Annotated in this window: 14 protein-coding genes; 5 read left to right on the top strand and 9 right to left on the bottom strand. The window is 66.5% G+C overall.

Annotation, left to right across the window (positions count from 1 at the left end):
- Positions 1 to 340: 340 nt before the first annotated feature.
- The 5 genes from FPH17_RS03580 to FPH17_RS03560 form a co-directional block, all read right to left on the bottom strand.
- Entirely contained in the window at positions 341 to 1,594 is a 1,254-nt protein-coding gene (locus FPH17_RS03580; RefSeq protein WP_154878719.1) for an ATP-binding protein, read from the bottom strand.
- A gap of 472 nt (positions 1,595 to 2,066) precedes the next feature.
- Positions 2,067 to 3,059 (bottom strand): L-lactate dehydrogenase, encoded by a 993-nt coding sequence (locus FPH17_RS03575; RefSeq protein WP_244288051.1) that lies wholly within the window; start codon positions 3,057 to 3,059, stop codon positions 2,067 to 2,069.
- 168 nt (positions 3,060 to 3,227) lie between these two features.
- Complete coding sequence (locus FPH17_RS03570) at positions 3,228 to 4,631, bottom strand: amino acid permease (protein ID WP_154878717.1); 1,404 nt, start codon at positions 4,629 to 4,631, stop codon at positions 3,228 to 3,230.
- A 91-nt stretch (positions 4,632 to 4,722) separates the two neighbouring features.
- Positions 4,723 to 5,622, bottom strand: a complete 900-nt coding sequence (locus tag FPH17_RS03565) for a trypsin-like serine protease (protein WP_154878716.1) — start codon at positions 5,620 to 5,622, stop codon at positions 4,723 to 4,725.
- Between the two features lie 2 nt (positions 5,623 to 5,624).
- A complete protein-coding gene (locus FPH17_RS03560) occupies positions 5,625 to 6,566 on the bottom strand; it encodes a DUF418 domain-containing protein (protein ID WP_154878715.1) in 942 nt (313 codons plus the stop codon).
- Between the two features lie 81 nt (positions 6,567 to 6,647).
- On the opposite strand from FPH17_RS03560, the gene FPH17_RS03555 reads away from it, so the two are divergent.
- Both FPH17_RS03555 and FPH17_RS03550 read left to right on the top strand, forming a co-directional pair.
- On the top strand, positions 6,648 to 7,316 hold the full coding sequence (locus tag FPH17_RS03555; RefSeq protein ID WP_095546192.1) for a response regulator transcription factor: 669 nt from the start codon (positions 6,648 to 6,650) through the stop codon (positions 7,314 to 7,316).
- Positions 7,313 to 8,383 carry a sensor histidine kinase gene (locus FPH17_RS03550; RefSeq protein WP_154878714.1) on the top strand — a complete coding sequence of 357 codons (1,071 nt, stop codon included), beginning with the start codon at positions 7,313 to 7,315 and terminating at the stop codon, positions 8,381 to 8,383. The genes FPH17_RS03555 and FPH17_RS03550 overlap by 4 nt, the downstream gene beginning before the upstream one ends.
- Here the strand turns inward: FPH17_RS03550 and FPH17_RS03545 are convergent.
- From FPH17_RS03545 to FPH17_RS03530, 4 genes are all read right to left on the bottom strand, one after another.
- Entirely contained in the window at positions 8,380 to 9,429 is a 1,050-nt protein-coding gene (locus FPH17_RS03545; protein WP_154878713.1) for a hypothetical protein, read from the bottom strand. The two genes, FPH17_RS03550 and FPH17_RS03545, sit on opposite strands and share 4 nt — an antisense overlap.
- A 57-nt stretch (positions 9,430 to 9,486) precedes the next feature.
- Positions 9,487 to 10,344 (bottom strand): hypothetical protein, encoded by an 858-nt coding sequence (locus tag FPH17_RS03540; protein WP_154878712.1) that lies wholly within the window; start codon positions 10,342 to 10,344, stop codon positions 9,487 to 9,489.
- A gap of 182 nt (positions 10,345 to 10,526) precedes the next feature.
- A complete protein-coding gene (locus tag FPH17_RS03535) occupies positions 10,527 to 11,198 on the bottom strand; it encodes a hypothetical protein (protein ID WP_133063998.1) in 672 nt (223 codons plus the stop codon).
- Positions 11,199 to 11,252: 54 nt separating this feature from the next.
- On the bottom strand, positions 11,253 to 12,608 hold the full coding sequence (locus FPH17_RS03530) for a CitMHS family transporter (protein WP_122086278.1): 1,356 nt from the start codon (positions 12,606 to 12,608) through the stop codon (positions 11,253 to 11,255).
- A 152-nt stretch (positions 12,609 to 12,760) separates the two neighbouring features.
- On the opposite strand from FPH17_RS03530, the gene FPH17_RS03525 reads away from it, so the two are divergent.
- From FPH17_RS03525 to FPH17_RS03515, 3 genes are all read left to right on the top strand, one after another.
- A complete protein-coding gene (locus tag FPH17_RS03525; RefSeq protein WP_154878711.1) occupies positions 12,761 to 14,809 on the top strand; it encodes a DEAD/DEAH box helicase in 2,049 nt (682 codons plus the stop codon).
- Positions 14,810 to 15,011: 202 nt separating this feature from the next.
- Positions 15,012 to 15,824, top strand: a complete 813-nt coding sequence (locus FPH17_RS03520) for a chymotrypsin family serine protease (RefSeq protein WP_095548410.1) — start codon at positions 15,012 to 15,014, stop codon at positions 15,822 to 15,824.
- A 58-nt stretch (positions 15,825 to 15,882) separates the two neighbouring features.
- Positions 15,883 to 16,788, top strand: a complete 906-nt coding sequence (locus tag FPH17_RS03515; RefSeq protein WP_154878710.1) for a trypsin-like serine protease — start codon at positions 15,883 to 15,885, stop codon at positions 16,786 to 16,788.
- The last annotated feature ends 60 nt before the right edge of the window (positions 16,789 to 16,848 follow it).

Genomic DNA, 16,848 nt, shown 5'->3' with positions numbered 1-16,848 from the left:
GTTGCCTGGGCCGGCTGCGGATGTGCAGGCGTGTTTGATGCGGCGAAAAATGATGTGGTTGGATGACACGGTGATAGGTGCCTGAAGGCGCAGCACCTGGTGTGGGGGTTCTGCGCGACCTGGGCTTTTGAAAAACCCGCTCGCCCGGCACCTTCGCTCATCATTTCGAGGATTACTGCAATCCGCGTACTACAGTTTGAAACTTCGGGGTCCGCGCCGCTGGTTTAGGCGCGCAGCAGGGCGATGGATGCGTTCCTGGTGTTGCGTAAACCTGCAGTGCACGAAGTTTATACATGCTTTTGCAATTCCGGGAGAATGGTTTGACTCGTTTCTGTGACCGCTAAGCGGTGAGGGTGCCCAAAGGAATCACGTGTACTCCGCTAGGAAGCGTGTATGCATACTCCGTAGCGGTGATAATGGCTAAGTATGCAGGCGACCCGACCCTGTTGGTGTCGACACGTTCGTCACGGAGTTTGATGAGGTTTGCTTCGGCTTGTGGGATCTGCGACGCCCCGAGTTTGACTTCGCAGGCACCCCATTTTCCGTCCTCGGGGTATTCGATGATGGCGTCAACTTCAAGGCCCGTGTTGTCGCGGTAGTGGTAGACGTGACCGTGCTGGAGGGCGGATGCAGCACGCAGGTCTCGGATGACCATGGACTCGAAGATCTGGCCGAAAAACTCTGGGTCTTTCGCGAGACGGTCAACGCCGATACCTAAGGCGGCGCAGGCCAGGCTGGGGTCAGCGAGGTGGAGCTTCGGTGAGGTGCGCAGCCGTGATTTGGATCGGAGCGCGACGCTCCAAGGCTGCAATTCGTCGAGGATGAATATTCTGGTAAGTGCCTGGAGGTAAGTGGAGACCGTTTTCGGATCGACTGTTGTGGCATCGGAAGACACGTCTGCAGCGAGTGTTTTCAACGTTGCTTCGCCAGAAATGTTCCGAGCGATGGATTCCAAGGTCCGACGAATGTTTAGCTGGTTGTGACGTGTGCCAACGCTTTCTGGTACTTCCACGTCGAAGACATTGTCCAGGTACGAGCGATTAAACATGACCGCCTGCTGGGTGTTGGCGCCGAGTAGGCCTGGCCATCCGCCACGTACAGCTTGTTCGGCCATGCCCTTATAGGTGAGCTTGGAAACTCCGCTCACACCAACGCCCGGTTGTAGCTCTGCGAGGCTTACCTGGTTTGTCGACGCCCCACTTTCCGCGAGCGACATTGGACGCATCCTCAATCTTGCAAAGCGTCCCGCACCTGAGTGGCGCGTGGTGTCATCGGCTGGTGCCGCTGACCCTGAAAGGATGAACTCCCCGCGTCCTTGGCGATCGTCAATCTCATGGCGGATCGTGTTCCATATGGCAGGCGCGAGTTGCCACTCATCAATGAGGCGAGGCGTTGGGCCGTTGAGTAAAATTGCGGGGTTCAATTCGGCGAGCGTGATCAGCTCGGGGGATCGGTCGAGGCGTACAGAACTTGCAGCCTTTTGGAGGGCAGTAGAGGTTTTCCCGCAAGCGCGTGGCCCCTCAAGGAGGACACCTCCCATGAACTGGAGAGAGTCCTCCAAAACCTGATCTGCAAAGCGGGAAAAGTACTGCACACCGGCATTGTACCCAATTATGCAACGATTTTATACCCGCTTTTGCAACAGTTTTATACCCGATCCTGCAACGGTTTTATGCCCGCTTTTGCAATTTGTGGATGATGGGAGGCTTCGCTCCTCTGCTACGTGTTACATGAATATGCGGGCTGTGGACGGACGGTCGTAATGGGGTGCGTGTAGGGTACGAAGCCTACGAGCTTTCACCCAGTGCTTAGTGCATACCGAGTAATCGGGTTCGGGGTGGACGCAGCCTGTCGCGCGGTGCCTGCACATCATATGATCGAGCATCGCCATGGTGGGGAGACTGTGCCGCATAATCTTGAGTGGCCGTGTCAATATCACAATTCGCAGGCTGCGCGTGGCACTCGTGGGCATACCGAGCGTCGGCACGGGGGGGGTGTATGTCTCCCCGCATGGGAAAGGCACCGCAGATCTGCGGTGCCTTGACGCTTGAGAGAGCTAGACCGGTTTAGACCAGGCCAGCGTCCTCCATGACCTTGCGCAGGGTGGTTGCGGAGTGGTCGAACTTCTCCTTCTCCTCATCGTTGAGACGGAGTTCGACGGCCTCGCGCACACCGTTGCGGTTCACCACGGCCGGGGTGCCGATGTAGATGTCGTTGTGGCCGTACTGGCCGTCCAGCTTGGCCGAGATCGGCAGGACGACGTCCTCGTTGGCGAAGACGGCGCGGGTGATGCGGGCGAGGCAGCTGCCGATGCCAAAGTCGGTCGAGCCCTTTGCCTGGATAATGTGGTACGCGGCGTCGCGGGTCGCCACGAACATCTCGTCGACCTCCTTGTAGACATCCGGGTTGGTCTCGGCTTCCTCGGCGAGGCGGTTGCGCAGCGCGATACCTGCGATGGAGCCGGTGGAGATGACCGGAAGCTCGGTGTCGCCGTGCTCGCCGATGATGTAGGAGTGGACCGACGAGGCGGACACGTTGTACTTCTGGGACAGGTTGTAGCGCCAGCGTGCGGTGTCCAGGACGGTGCCGGAACCGAGTACCTGGGAGGCGGGCAGGCCGGTCTGCTTCTGGGTGGCGTAGGTCAGGATGTCGACCGGGTTGGTGGCGACCAGGTAGATGCCGTTGAAGCCGTTCGCCATGACCTCCTTGTTAATGGACTCGAAGATCTTCACGTTGCGGCCCACCAGGTCCAGGCGGGTCTCGCCTTCGCGCTGAGCGACGCCCGCGCAGTTGACCACCAGTGCCGCGTCGCGGCAGTCCTCGTAGGTGCCGAAGGTCACCTTGGTGTTGTGGCCGGAGTAGGGGACAGCGTGGTTCAGGTCCTCGACCTCGCCGTGAGTCTTTTCCTCAGCGAGGTCGATGATGGCGAGCTGGTCGCACAGGCCCTGGTTGACCAGGGCGTAGGCGTAGGCGACACCAACGGCGCCGGCACCGATGAGCACGACCTTGTTGCCGGGGGTGATGTTGTTCTGCGGGGTGGACGGGTTCGTGATGCTCACTGTGGTTCTCCTCTTTCCGATACCGTGACCGGTAGACGTTGTTTCCGGCATCCATCATTGCACAACGTTGGGGCCGGTGCCGCGGAGCCGGTCAGAAAACAACGGAATTTCCCGTAAAGTCGGACGTATTCGGGCGAAAGCGGGCACGGTGGCGTCGATAAGCCAGCCCTACTTGAAGTCCTCCTCCGTGTGCGCCGCAGCGATCGCCTTCGGGCGGCCGGTGACGAAATACATACCCGTCATGACGACGAGGAAGACGACGCCGGCGGCGAGGGCGACGTGGTACTGCGGCAGCCACACCATGATGCCGAACGTGAACAGGATGAACGCCACGGCGAACCACTGGCCGTAAGGCCAGAACGGGACCGGGAAGTGCAGCGCGCGCTGCTCGGCGGCCGTCATGCGGCGGCGCGAGGCAAGGTGGGCGATGAGGATCATCAGCCAGACGAAGACGGTGGCGAAGGTGGCGAGCGCGGCGATCGTCTCGAAGACGTTGGGGAACTGCGCGTTGAGGACAACGCCCACGACCAGGACGATGAGCAGGGTCACGGTGGTCATGACGGGGATGTCGCGAACCGTGCGCGCCATCGCCCGGGGCGCGAGTCCCTCGCGAGCCAGGCCGGTGAGCACGCGCCCGGTGCCGAAGAGGTCCGCGTTGATGGCGGAAAGTGCTGCGGTGATGACCACCAGGTTGAGCAGGCCCGCCGCCCAGTTCACGCCGAGGGTGGAGAAGATCTGCACGAACGGGGACTCGTCGCCGGTAATCGTGCGCCACGGGTTGAGCATGAGGATGACCAGGATGGCCAGCACGTAGAACAGCAGGATGCGCACCGGCACCGTGTTCACAGCCTTGGGGATGGAGCGGTCCGGGTCGTCGGCCTCGGTGCCGGCCACGCCGATGATCTCGGTGCCGCCGAACGCGAAGAGGACGAGGATGAACGCGGCAATCATGCCCTCGGGACCGTTGGGGAAGAAACCGCCGTCGTTCCACAGGTTGGCAAGCCCGGTGGCTTCGGGGTGCGTGCCCAGCCCGAAGGCGAGGACGGCCGCGCCGCCGACGATCATGGCCACCACAGCGACGACCTTGATCAGCGTGAACGCGAACTCCAGCTCGCCGAACCACTGCACGCTGGCCAGGTTGGCGGCGCCGATGACCAACAGGGTCGCGGTGATCCACACCCAGGCGGGCGTGCCGGGGAACCAGAACTTCATGTAGATGCCGATGGCGGTGAGGTCCGCCAGGCACACGATGATCATCTCGAAGGCGAACATCCAGCCGGTGATGTAGCCGCCCAGCCCGCCGAGGTGCTCTCGCGCGTACACGGCGAAGGAGCCGCGGACGGGGTGGCGCACGCTCATCTCGCCGAGCGCGCGGAGCATGAAGTACACCACCGCGCCGCCGAGCAGGTACACCAGCAGGACGGACGGCCCAGCGGCCTGGATCGCGCCGGCCGAGCCGTAGAACAAGCCGGTGCCGATGGCGGAGCCGAGCGCGATGAAGTGGATGTGTCGGTGGCTGAGGCCTCGAGCTTTGCGTGCGGTCTTCGCAGGTGTTGGGGAGCTCGTGGACATCGGCGTTGAGCCACCTTCCATAAAGTTGTCCGAAACAATGGGCTTTTACAGCATATTGCCACATTGAGCCTCGCCAAATGTGGGGTTCGGCCTACTGCTTATCGACGCCTCCGTGTCCCCTCCGCCGCGCAACCACCGACGCACCGGCCGCCACGGCGAGCAGCACCGCGATGGCGATGAGGTACGGCGCCGCGGACGCCTCGCCGGCGCCGGGGTCCGCCGCGGCGTCGGTGTCGCGCAGGTCGTCGGCGATTTGGTCGTTGATCCACTCGGCGGCGTCGCCGAGCGGGGCGGCGGAGGCGGCCGCGTTGGTGTCCATGGCGACTTCCTCCGGGTCGTCCGGGTTCACGAACAGTCCGGCGCTGAGCACGCCGGTGAGCTTGCCGTCGCGGAAGACGGGGCCGCCGGAGTCGCCGCCCTGGATGCCGGCTCCTTGGGCGAGTGCGATGGTGAGGGCTTGGTGGGCGTCGAAAAGCGCCATGGGGCTTGCGCCCTCGACGGTCGCGTCGGTGACGGGCAGGCGGGTCGTGGCGCCCGAGCCGTCGGAGGACCAGCCATAGACGCGCGCGGCGGTGTCGGTGCCGGGGACCTCGGTGTCCACGGTGGCGTAGCGCTCCAGGCCGAGGTCCTCGGCGGTGTGCAGCAGCGCGATGTCGCCCTGGGGCGCGGTGAGCCACCGATCCACGGCCACCGTCCGCTGGGCATCGCCCTCGCCGGTCCGCACCGACCCGCCGGCGGTGGGCAGGTGGTCCATGCAGTGGCGCGCCGTGACCACCCAGTGCGGTGCGATCGCGGTGCCGGTGCACACGCCGTCGGCGGGGTCGTCGTTGGCGGTGCGCACGGAAACGACGCTCGCGCCCTCGGACGCGGTTTCGGGGGAATCGGTGGCGAACGTGTCTGATTCGAGTGCGCCGACGGGCGTTGCGGCCAGCGCGGTGAGCGCTGCGACGAGCGCAGCGGCGGCGGGGATCGTGGAGGTGGAGATTCGCATAGTTATGCTCCTTCGTGAAGTGTGGTGGGAAGTGGTCGCTGGGGGAGGTCCTGGCGCGAGAGCGACCGGGTGAACGCGCGCAGGGCTTCTTCGAGCGGGCCGCGCGGGAAGCGCAGCAGCCACACCGACGCAAGCGCGCACGCGGCGGCGATGCTCACGGCCGCGGATGCCGCGCCGGACGGCACAAGGTCCGCAGTGGTCACGTGCAGGCAGTACACCGTCAGCGGCATCCGGCCCAGGGCCTGCAGCGGGTACGGGCAGAAGCGACGGAACACGATGAGGCAGACGGTGAGGACGCCCAGGGAGCAGCCGACCTCGCTGAGGATGGCGATGAGGCCGCCGGTGTGGCCATTGGGGTTGAGGAAGGGGTGGAGGTGGGCGTCGATAAGCGAGCGGGCCCATACGCCGCCGACGGCGAGCGCGAAGCCGAGCGCTGCGAGCCACACGCGCGGGCGCAGGCGCGCGGCGATGAGGCCGGCGACCATGAGCGCGGCCCACTCGAACAGTGGGTACGGCGGGGCGGTGACCGTGAGTGGGAGGCGCAGCGCCGAGGCGAGCGTGAGCGCGGCGAACAGGGCGACGAGCGTGCGCGTGCGCCAGCGCGGCGCCGGGGCGAGTGCGAGGTAGCAGGCGCCGAACGCGCCGAGGACCACCGTGATCGAGCCCGAGAGCGGGGTGAGCACGACGTGCAGGGTGAGCAGGGCCGCGCCACGCAGCATCGCCTGGTGGCGCTGACGCGCCAGCGCCACCCCGCCCGTCGCGCGCGACGAGACCTGCATCGACACGCCCGCGAGCACCGCGAATAGCGCCGACGGGAAGCCGTAGAGCCACGGCGAGGTCGAATCGGTCAGGTGCGCGCACATCATCGCGGCAAGCGCGACGGCGCGCGCGACGTCGAGGCCCGCAATGCGCGCCGGCGGGGGAAGTCTGGAAGCAATTGTCATGGTGCACACGCTAAAAACTGCCGTGTTGCGAGAGCGTTAACGCGCGCTTCGCCCGCGCCCACCGGCGTTAGACTGACCCGCATGTCCAACGTGTTAGTTGTGGAAGACGAGGCCTACCTCGCCGACGCCATCGCCGCCGCCTGCGCCGCGCACGGCCTGCAGACCCAGGTTGCTTACGACGGCGCGCAGGCGCTCGAGATGCTCGAATCCGCCGACGTGGTGGTCCTCGACCGGGACCTCCCGCGCGTTCACGGCGACGAGGTCTGCGCCCGCATCCGCGCCGACTACCCGCACATCCGCGTGCTCATGCTCACCGCGGCCAGCGCCCTCGACGAGCGGCTCGACGGCTTCGCGCTTGGCGCCGACGACTACCTCACCAAACCCTTCGAGGTGCCCGAGCTGCTCGCGCGCGTGGACGCGCTCATGCGCCGCCACACCCCGCCGCAGGCCGACGTGCTGCGCTGCGCGGACGTGCGCATGGACACCGCGCGCCGCACCGTGACCCGCGCGGGCGCGCCGATCGCGCTGAGCCCGAAGGAATTCGCGGTGCTGGAAACCCTGCTCGCCGCCGACGGCGCGGTCCTGTCCGCCGAGGCGCTGCTCGAGGAGGCGTGGGACGCGTTCGCCGACCCATTTACCAACTCGCCGCGCGTGACCATCTCGCACCTGCGCCGCAAGCTGGGCCAGCCCTGGATCATCCACACCCAGCCCGGCGCGGGATACTACGCCGCCGAGGAGGCGCGCCCGTGACGCTGCGCCTGCGCCTGACCCTTGTGTTCGTCGCCACCGTCTTTTCCGCCGGCGCGGCGCTCACCGCCCTCGTGTGCGCATACCTCGCGCTCACACCGGTGCCGCTGCACGTCTCTCTGCCAGGGCCGGAGGGAGTGCTTATCGACGCCGCCATGCCCATCCCCGCCGACATCATCACCGTCGTGCTCGTCACCATGCTGATCGCGCTTGCCCTGCTCACCGCGCTTGCGGGGGCGGTGGGCTGGTTTGTCGCCGGGTACGTGCTCACGCCCGTGCGCCGGCTCGCCACGGTGGCGCGCCGGGTCTCCGACGGCGAGGTCAGCCAGCGCATGCACTACGAGGGGCCTGCCGATGACGTCGGCGACCTGGCCCGCGCCTTCGACCAGATGCTGGACTCGCTGGAAGCCTCGCTCGACGCGCAGCGCCGCTTCGCCGCCAACGCTTCGCACGAGCTAAAAACCCCGATCGCTACGATCCAGACGGTCGCGGACGTCGCGCTCATGCAAGGGGAGCAGAGCGCCACCGCGCTGCGCCGGATTCGCGAGGTCAACGCCCGTGCCGGGGAAACGGTCGAGCGGTTGCTTGCGTTCGCGCGCGCCGAGGCGGCGCAGCCCGGCAGCGTGTGCGGCGAGCAGGTGGACGTGGCCGCGCTGTGCGAGGAGGTGTGCGCGCAGTATGGCGTCGCGCTGCGCGTCGATCCCGCCGCGGCGACGGTTGCCGGCGACGCGGTGCTGCTGCGCCAGGCCGTGGGCAACCTCGTCGCCAACGCGGTCGAGCACGGCGCGCCGGGCACCGCCGCGGTGGTGGTGAGGGTTACGGATGGGGCCGTTGAGGTGGGCGTCGATAATGACGGCCCCGAGCTGAGCGAACGCGAGGTTGAGCGGCTCAAAGAGCCGTTCGTGAGGGGAGCCGGGCGCGTCGCGGGTTCGCACGGGTTGGGGCTTTCGCTTGCCGACGCCATCGCGCGCGCCCACGGCGGACACCTCGACCTCTCGCCGCGTTCCGGCGGTGGGCTGGCCGCGCGGCTGAAGCTTGAGCGGTGGCGTCGAGAAGCGACACAGCGCTAGAGCATCTCGGTACCGGCGATGACGAAGCCGCCGCCGCCTTCGTTCCGGCACAGCGGGGCCGCGTTGAGCACGTCGGCGTGCGCGCCCGGCAGCATGTAGTCCATGCTGCACGACCAGCCGTCGGGCGAGGACCACTCCAACGTCGGCGGCTGCACCTCGCCGGCCTGCAAGGCAGTGATGAAACGCTGGGCCACATCAAACGTGGTGGTGCAGTCCGTGTTGTCGGCGTGCGCGATGAGGGAGAAGTGGTGGGTCTCGCCGGTTTCGGTGTCCGAGGCGCTGACCACGTTGCACGGCGTACCCTCGGGCGCGGCGGTGTTGGAGAGGTCGAACAAGTCCGGATTCGGCTCGCCCTGCTGCACGCTTTCCACCGGCGGGCTGTGCACCGCGGTGTTGCCGTTGGAGATGGTGAGGCTGTGCACGCCACGCTGGATAACGACGGTGTCTTCTGCCGGGCGGGCGAGCGTAAACCCGCTCAGCGCAACCTTCTGCCCGACCTGCAGCTCCGGGTAATCCTTGGTGTACTCGTCCTTGTGTATCGGCTCCTGGCTGCTGAAGGTGTAAAAGCCGACCGTCGGCTCGTACTGCATGGACAGTGCCCGATTGCTGGATCCAGGCGGGGTGTCGTATTCGCGCGCCGGGTTTGCGGGGTCTTCGATGCCGATGTCGCAGTTGAATTGGAACATCTCGTCCTTGCCCTGGGCGTAGCTGGGCGCCATGCGCTCGGTGGGGACCATGCAGCCCTTGGTTCCCACCCCGGGGAAGCCGACGGCGAAGGTCACCGGCGTGGCCTTGAACGTGTCCGCGGGGACCTCAGTAAGGTTGGCGAGCTCCTCGGGCGAGACCTCGCGGACCTCCGTCGTGGTGGGTTTGGTGCTGGTCGTGGATTCGGGTGGACGTGAGTCGGTGGTCTCGCTGGACGCGGTGGTTTCTGTGGTGGTGGTTTCGGTCTCGGGGGCGTCGTCTGGCGCAGCGCTACACGACGCCAACGTCAACGCCGCCGCGGCACAGAGGGGAAGGGCCTTGCGTGTCGGTGAGTGTGTCACGGCTCTCAGTGTAACTGTGGCCTGGGTAACACGCACGAGATTTCTGGGGCGGGCCGGCTAGAAGCGGGCGACGTCGTCAGGCCGCAGCGCGACCACCGCGCCGGATCCCTCCTGGGCGGGGTTGCCGGCGCGGTCCGACGCGCTGCACGTGTTCTTGGCATTGGCGCGGATCTGCTCGTCGCCGGGGAGGAACCACCCGTTCGCGCAGCCCCAGCCGTTCGGCGCGGTCCAGAACCCGGCTTGGCCCTCGACCTCGCCGTTTCTGTAGGCGTCGACGTAGCCGCGCATCGCCGCAAGGGCGCTGTCGCAGGTCGTGCCGTCCTCCAAGGCGATGATTTGGTACGAGCCACCCATCGAACTCTCGACGGTGCCGCAGACATTGCCGGCAGCGCCGCCGGCCGCCTCCGCCTCGGCGGGCGAGCCGGGATCGGTGGTGGTGTAGACGCCGTCGTGCATTTCAAACGTGGCGTCGCCTTTGGTCACCCGGTAGCCGCCGCCGTGGAGGTGGGTGACGGTGAGGCCGTCGACCGTCACCTGCTCGCCCTGCCTGAGACGCTGGGTGCCGGGGTGGAGCTCGGCGCCGGGGGAATACGCCGTGCTGAAACGCCCGCCGTCCTCGTCCCAGTTGATCACGTTCGGAGCCGGCGGATTGGGAACGCCGTAGTCCTCCTCGGTCGGGGGCACGGGGTCGGCGAAGTCCGCGTGGCAATAGGTCCCCGAATCAGATTCGGAGTTGAGCTCCGCTGTCTTGATGAAGCAGTCGTGGAACCAGCGGTCGCCGTCGCCGCCGATGACGTATGCGGTACCGAGCAGGAACCGCTCCGGGTCGACGACGGTGTAGAGGTCGGCCTGCTCCGCCTCCGCGGCACTCGTGTCTGGTGCCTCGGACTCCGCGCTGGGTGCATCGCTGGTCACGGCTTCCGTGCTCGCCGCGGTCGCAGAGGTCGCAGAGGTCGTGCCGTCGGCGCCAGGTTCCCCGCCGCCCCTCCGCAGGCGGCGAGTGCGAGGGAAGCGGACACCAGGAGAACGGACGTGGCCCAACGACGTGCGTGCATACGAAAAACTATAAAGCGGGCTGTGTGTTCCCGCGGCGTTTTTTAGCGCGGAATCTCGTCGACGGCCTCGGTGGCCTCCTGCGGGTACATGGCCACGACCTGGTGGCGCGGCTCGCCGAAGCGCGCCGCGTTGCCGCGCGTCGAGGTCTCGTCGGTGTTATCTGGGTCGTCGGACGGGTCGAGCAGGTCGGCGTCCTGGCAGGTCATGCGGCCCTGCGAGTGCGTGTCCAGCTCGCGGGGGAGCAGCCAGTCCATGGAGCAGTGCCAGCCCTCTTCGGAGGTCCAGTTGTGGAAGCGGTCCGCGTCCGCGCCGTAATCGTCGGCCTTGTATTCCTCCATGACGTGCTGGCCAGCGCTACAGGACGTCCCGTCCTTCACCACGATCACCTCGAGGCGCTCGCCGTACGCGTTGACAATCTCGCCGCACTTGGTGCCGATCGGCTGGGGGTCGTCGGTGGCAATCGCCTTGTAGGTCGTCGGCTCGGTCTTGGCAGCGGCAGAGGAGGAGGCGGCCGCGGCGGAGGACGCGGACTTCGCAGCGCTTGACGACGATCGCGCCGCCTGCGACGCGGCGATCACCTCTTCATCGGACCGGGAACTCGTGGTGCTCGACGCATCCTGGGATGCGTTGCTGTCGCTGTCGCCGCTGCCGCAGGCGGACAGCGGGAGGGCGAGCAGAAGGACTGAAGCTAGCAGGGAAGAAGTTTTACGCATGCGCACATAGTACGGCAATGTTCCTGTTTTGCGGCGGGTGATCGGAAGGGCCTATTACGCCATCATCCCGGTCGCAAACGCGCCGAGCACGAGGACGACCGAGAAGCCCCAGCACAGCGGGAACGCGACGCGGATGTACTTGCCCATGTTGGCACCGGCCAGCCCGAGGCCCAGCCACAGGGCAGGGGAGAACGGGCTGACAAACGTGCCGATGACGTTGCCGACGATCATGGCGGTGGCCGCGCCCATGCCGGAAACGCCGAACGCCGCGGAGGTTTCCTGCACGATGGGCAGGACCGAGAAGTAGTAGGCGTCCGTGGAGGTGGCCAGGTCGAGGGGCACGCCCAGCAGGCCGACAATGACGTGGATGTAGGCACCGACGGACGCGGGCAGGACTGAGATGAGCGAGAGCGCGATCTGCTCGAGCATCCCGGTGCCGTCGAGCACACCGAGGAACATCGCGGCGGCGAGGATCACGCCGGCCATGGATAGCGCGGTCGGGGCGTGGCGGCGCAGCACGTCGTTCTGGTCGTCCAAGGTGGCGAAGTTGGTGATGAGCAGCAGCGCCGTGCCCACCAAAAACGCCGGCCCGGGCGAGGTGATGCCGGAGACGAGGACGCCGATCAGCGCGAGGGTGACGATGACGTTGATCGCGGTGACCCAGGTGCCGGTACGCGGGGTGAGGTTGAATTTGGCGCGCTCCTCCGCCTGGGAGCGGCGGAACTCTTCGGCGATGGCGTTGACGTCGACGGTGGCGGTGGCGTCGTGAAGCGATCGCTTCGAGATACGGCGCTTCTCGGATAGGCCGAAGCCTGCGGCGACAAGAAAGACGAGGACGATGGCGATGCCCTGGGCGGGGAGGAGGTGGGCCCAGATCTCGTTGGGGGTGGCCTCGATGACGCTGGCGGCGCGGCCGACTGGGCCGCCCCACGGGATCATGTTCATCACGGATGCGGACAGCGCGACGAGGGTGAGCAGCACGTAGCGGGACATCCGCATCGCCTTGTACAGGGGCAGGAGTGCCGGGATGGTGAGCAGGAAGGTGGTCGAGCCGGAGCCGTCGAGGTGCGCGACGATCGCGATCGCGGCGGTGCCGAGGGTGACCAGCATGACCTGGCCGCGCGTGGCGCGGATGAGTGCGGTGATGACGGGGTCGAAGAGGCCGACATCGGAAAGGATGCCGAAGAAGATGATCGCGAAGATAAACATCACGACCACCCCCATGACCCGCTCGAGGCCTTCGCCGTAGAAGTCGGTGATGTCACCGATGCCGAAGCCGGTGATGAGCGCGCCGATGATCGGGATGAGGGTCATGGCGATAATCGGGTGCATTTTGCCTTTGAGGAGCACGCCGACGGTGACGAGGATGATGGCCAACCCGACCAGGGTCAGCGCGAGCGGTGAAGTCATGCGGGAAACACTACTGCGCTATTGCGGGACATGTCACATTGGGTGGGTGTAGTGAGTTGCAGCCAAACGGGGGTGGAAACGCCAGCGCGGGGTGCGGATGGCCAACTTGCGGAATAGTCCTGGGGCTCCATGTGGCGTACGCTGGTGAAGCAATGAGCAATTCCGAAAACGCGACCGGCAGCGAAAATGGGCCGGATATGAACTTGTCGGAAACTCAGAACACCCCGCAGGATGTCGCAGCGGACGCAGTTGAGCCTGCCGCTGCAGAAGACACCAGGGATGCGGGTTCCTCTGAGCACACCGGCGCTTCTGCGCAGAAGACTGCAGAAGCCACCGAGAACGTAAATACTGAAGCAACCGAAGCAACGACGCCGAACGAGTCCAGCGAGGAGAATGCAGAGCCGGAAAACGGCTTCACCACGCTGAGCCTGCCGGACAACGTGATCGCGGCAGTGAAGAAGGTCGGCTTTGAAAAGCCGTCCGCAATCCAGGCGGAGACGATTCCGCTGCTGATGCAGGGCCGCGACGTCGTCGGCCTGGCGCAGACCGGTACGGGCAAGACCGCAGCGTTTGCGCTGCCGATCCTGAGCCGCATCGACACGAGCAAGCGGTACCCGCAGGCACTCATCCTCGCGCCGACGCGCGAGTTGGCGCTGCAGGTGTCCGATTCCTTCCAGTCCTTCGCTGACCACCTGGGCGGCGTGCACATCCTGCCGATTTACGGCGGGCAGGCGTACGGCATCCAGCTGTCTGGCCTGCGCCGCGGCGCGCAGATCATCGTGGGCACCCCGGGCCGCGTCATCGACCACCTGGAGAAGGGCTCGCTGGACATCTCCAGCCTGCGCTTCCTGGTGCTGGACGAGGCCGACGAGATGCTCAATATGGGCTTCCAGGAGGACGTCGAGCGCATCCTGGAGGACACGCCGGACGAGAAACAGGTGGCCCTGTTCTCGGCGACTATGCCGAAGGCGATCCGCCGGATCTCCCGCGACTACCTCAACGACCCCGAAGAGGTCACCGTCAAGTCGGAGACCCGTACGAACACCAACATCACGCAGCGCTATCTGTTCACGGCGCACCGCAACAAGCTCGACGCGATCACCCGCATCCTTGAGGTGACCGAGTTTGAGGCGATGATCGTCTTCGTCCGCACGAAGAACGAGACCGAGGAGCTGGCCGAGAAGCTGCGCGCCCGCGGATTCTCCGCCGCCGCCATCAACGGCGACATTGCGCAGCAGCAGCGCGAGCGCACGGTGGATCAACTGCGCGACGGCCGCCTGGACATCCTTGTGGCCACCGACGTCGCCGCCCGCGGCCTCGACGTCGAGCGCATCTCGCACGTGCTCAACTTTGACATCCCGAACGATACCGAGTCGTACGTCCACCGCATCGGCCGCACCGGCCGCGCGGGTCGGTCCGGCGAGGCGATCCTCTTTGTCACCCCGCGCGAGCGTCGCATGCTGCGCTCCATCGAGCGCGTGACCAACGCGAAGATCGAAGAGATGGACCTGCCCACCGTGGACGAGGTCAACGAGAGCCGCAAGGCGAAGTTCATGGACTCCATCACCGAATCCCTCGAGGCGTCCGACCTGCAGATCTTCAAATCCATGGTGCGCGAGTACTCGGCGGCGAACAACGTGCCGATGGATGACATCGCCGCAGCGCTCGCCACGCAGGCGCTTGCGGGCGACGAGTTCCTCATGAAGGAGCCGCCGAAGGACAAGCGCGACCGGCGCGATCGCGACCGTTGGGATCGCGACGACCGTGGTGGGCGCGGCCGTCGCGGACGTGACGACCGTGACGATCGCGGGCGCGGCAAGCGCCGCCACAACGACAGCGAGAACTTTGACACCTACCGTCTGGATGTGGGCAAGCGCCAGCACGTCCGGCCGGGTGCCATCGTCGGCGCGCTGGCGAACGAGGGTGGCCTCAATTCCAAGGACTTCGGCCGCATCACCATCGGTGGAGACTTCACCCTGGTGGAGCTGCCGAAGCAGCTGGACAAGAAGGTCCTGGACCGGCTCTCCGACACCCGGATTTCCGGTCAGCTGATTAACATCCAGCGCGATCACGGCGCACCCCCGCGCGACCGAGGCGGTCGCGGGCGCCGCGGTGGCTTCGGCGACCACAAGGATCGCCGGGACAAGTTCCGCGGCGATCGCCGCGACAGGGGCGGGCGCGGTAAGCGTCACTGGGACTAGGCCCTCGCTGCGGAAACGGGGCCGGTGAGCACAGCGCTCGCCGGCCCCGTTGCGCTTTCCGGGGTGGTTCCAATGCAGACCACACCCGCACAGTAGAGTGAGATGGACTTCACTGCCTCCACTGCGAAAGGGTGCCATGTTCGGACTTCACCGGGGAACGCATCGCGCGCTGACAGGACTGTCAGCGCCATCAGGAAGCCGGGTGGCGCGAGCCGTTGTGGGGTGCGTGCTCGGGGCGATGGCGGTGGCGTCGATAAGCGTGCAGCCCGCCGCTGCCCAGCCGGTGGTGGCGCAGGGCTCCGTGGTGGTCGTTGAGGGCGGGGGAAAGTGCACGGTGGGCTTCAGCGATCCCGCGCACCAACGCAGCCTGATCGCGGCGCACTGCGGGCGCGAGGGCGGCCGGGTGGCCATCGTGGACCCCGCGACCGGCGCGTCGAGCGGCCCCGTCGGAACGTTCTTCCGCTCGAAGGCGTTCGACTCGCGCCTGGGCAATGACTGGGCGGCGATCCAGTGGGACCCGGGCGTGGCGATCGGGGGAAATGGGTACTCGGGGAACGGCTGGGTGCACCCGAACGACATCGCGCTCGGCGAGCCGGTGTGCTACCACGGCAACACCAGCCACGGCGGCGGAGGCGAGACCTGCGGAAAGTTCGCGGGTTCGGTGGGGAACACGTTCTTTGTGGATGCCCCGCTCACCCGCGCCGGCGACTCCGGCGGGCCCGTGTGGGTGCCGGGGCGCGGCTTCGTCGGCGTGATTTCCAGCCAGTGGGCGGCTCGCCAGCTCCCCGTGGTCGGTGGCGCCAACTTCGTCGTTGGCGTTGTGCCAAGCGACGGCCCGGCGGTGTCGCAAACGCAGCTGATGGGGCTGTACATGGAGAACCTGGCTGCCCCGGTGTCGCGCGGCGGGTCCTCGGTCGGTCCGGCGGGGGAGCTGCTCCGCCGGGCGGTCAGTACTGTGTTTGGGGTATTTTCCCGCTTCGGCCTGCCGGAACCGGCCTCTGTGCACTACACTTAGGAGATATTCGGGCGAATTGCAGTTCGCTTCCAGTTTTCTCCAATGCTAGGTGGACCCCATGTCTTCTTCCCGTTCCCTGCTCGCCGCCGCGCTCCTCACCTCAACCCTGCTCGTGCCCGCCCCGGCAGGGGCCGCGCAGCTCGACTCGCCCGTTCAGGGCATGGCCATCGGGACGAGCATCGGGTGGTGCACCCTGGGCTACAACGACAAGGACCAGCACATCAGCTACACCGCCGCGCACTGCGGCAAGGAGGGTGACCGCGTCCACCTCGTGGACCGCGCCACCGGGAAGCAGTCCAAGGACATGGGCACGTTCCGGCCGTCGACCAAGTACGACGGGGCCTTCTCTAACGACTGGGGCTATATCGAGTGGGACCGCGACGTGCGCTTGGGCGACAACGTCTACTCAGGGGATACGATCGTGGCTCCGTCCGCGGTAAAGCGCGGGGCGAAGGTGTGCTACCACGGCGAAACGTCGCACCTGGGCACCGATGAAATCAGCTGCGGCACCTTCTACCGCGCGGTGAACGAGAGTTTCACGCTGCGCGGATCCACGTGGCAGCAGGGCGATTCCGGTGGCCCGATCTGGGTGGAGGGCCAGGGCTTCTTGGGCGTGACATCGGTCGGCCCGGCGGACCCGAACAGCGTCGGCGAGGCCTGGCTTGGCCCGGTGCACGTGAAGGGGAAGCCGATGGGCTGGGGAGCAGCGCCTCGCGACGGCCGCGCGATCACCTCCGAGCAGGCCAGCCGAGAGTTCTTCGCCGCCGCCGGCCTGGACGAGGCCGGGCTGTACGACGGCGTCATTGATAAGAGCACTGCCGGTTCGTCCGGATCCTCGGAGAACGGGTCTAGTGCTGAGTCCAGCTCGGAGAAGTCGCCGGGCGAGATCCTGGCCATCGTGGTGCCCATCCTCGCTATCGTGGTGCCGCTGCTCGCCCAGCTTGCTCAGACCTTTATGAAGTAGCCGCGCGTTCAGGGGCACGAAAAAGCCCCGCGCGCGGCGGGGCAGATGCGTTCTGGGCGG

This window comes from Corynebacterium gottingense (assembly GCF_007559235.1).
Taxonomy (GTDB): domain Bacteria; phylum Actinomycetota; class Actinomycetes; order Mycobacteriales; family Mycobacteriaceae; genus Corynebacterium; species Corynebacterium gottingense.
The sequence above is the reverse complement of the archived record's forward strand: the minus strand, read 5'-3'. Positions and strand labels throughout refer to the sequence as shown.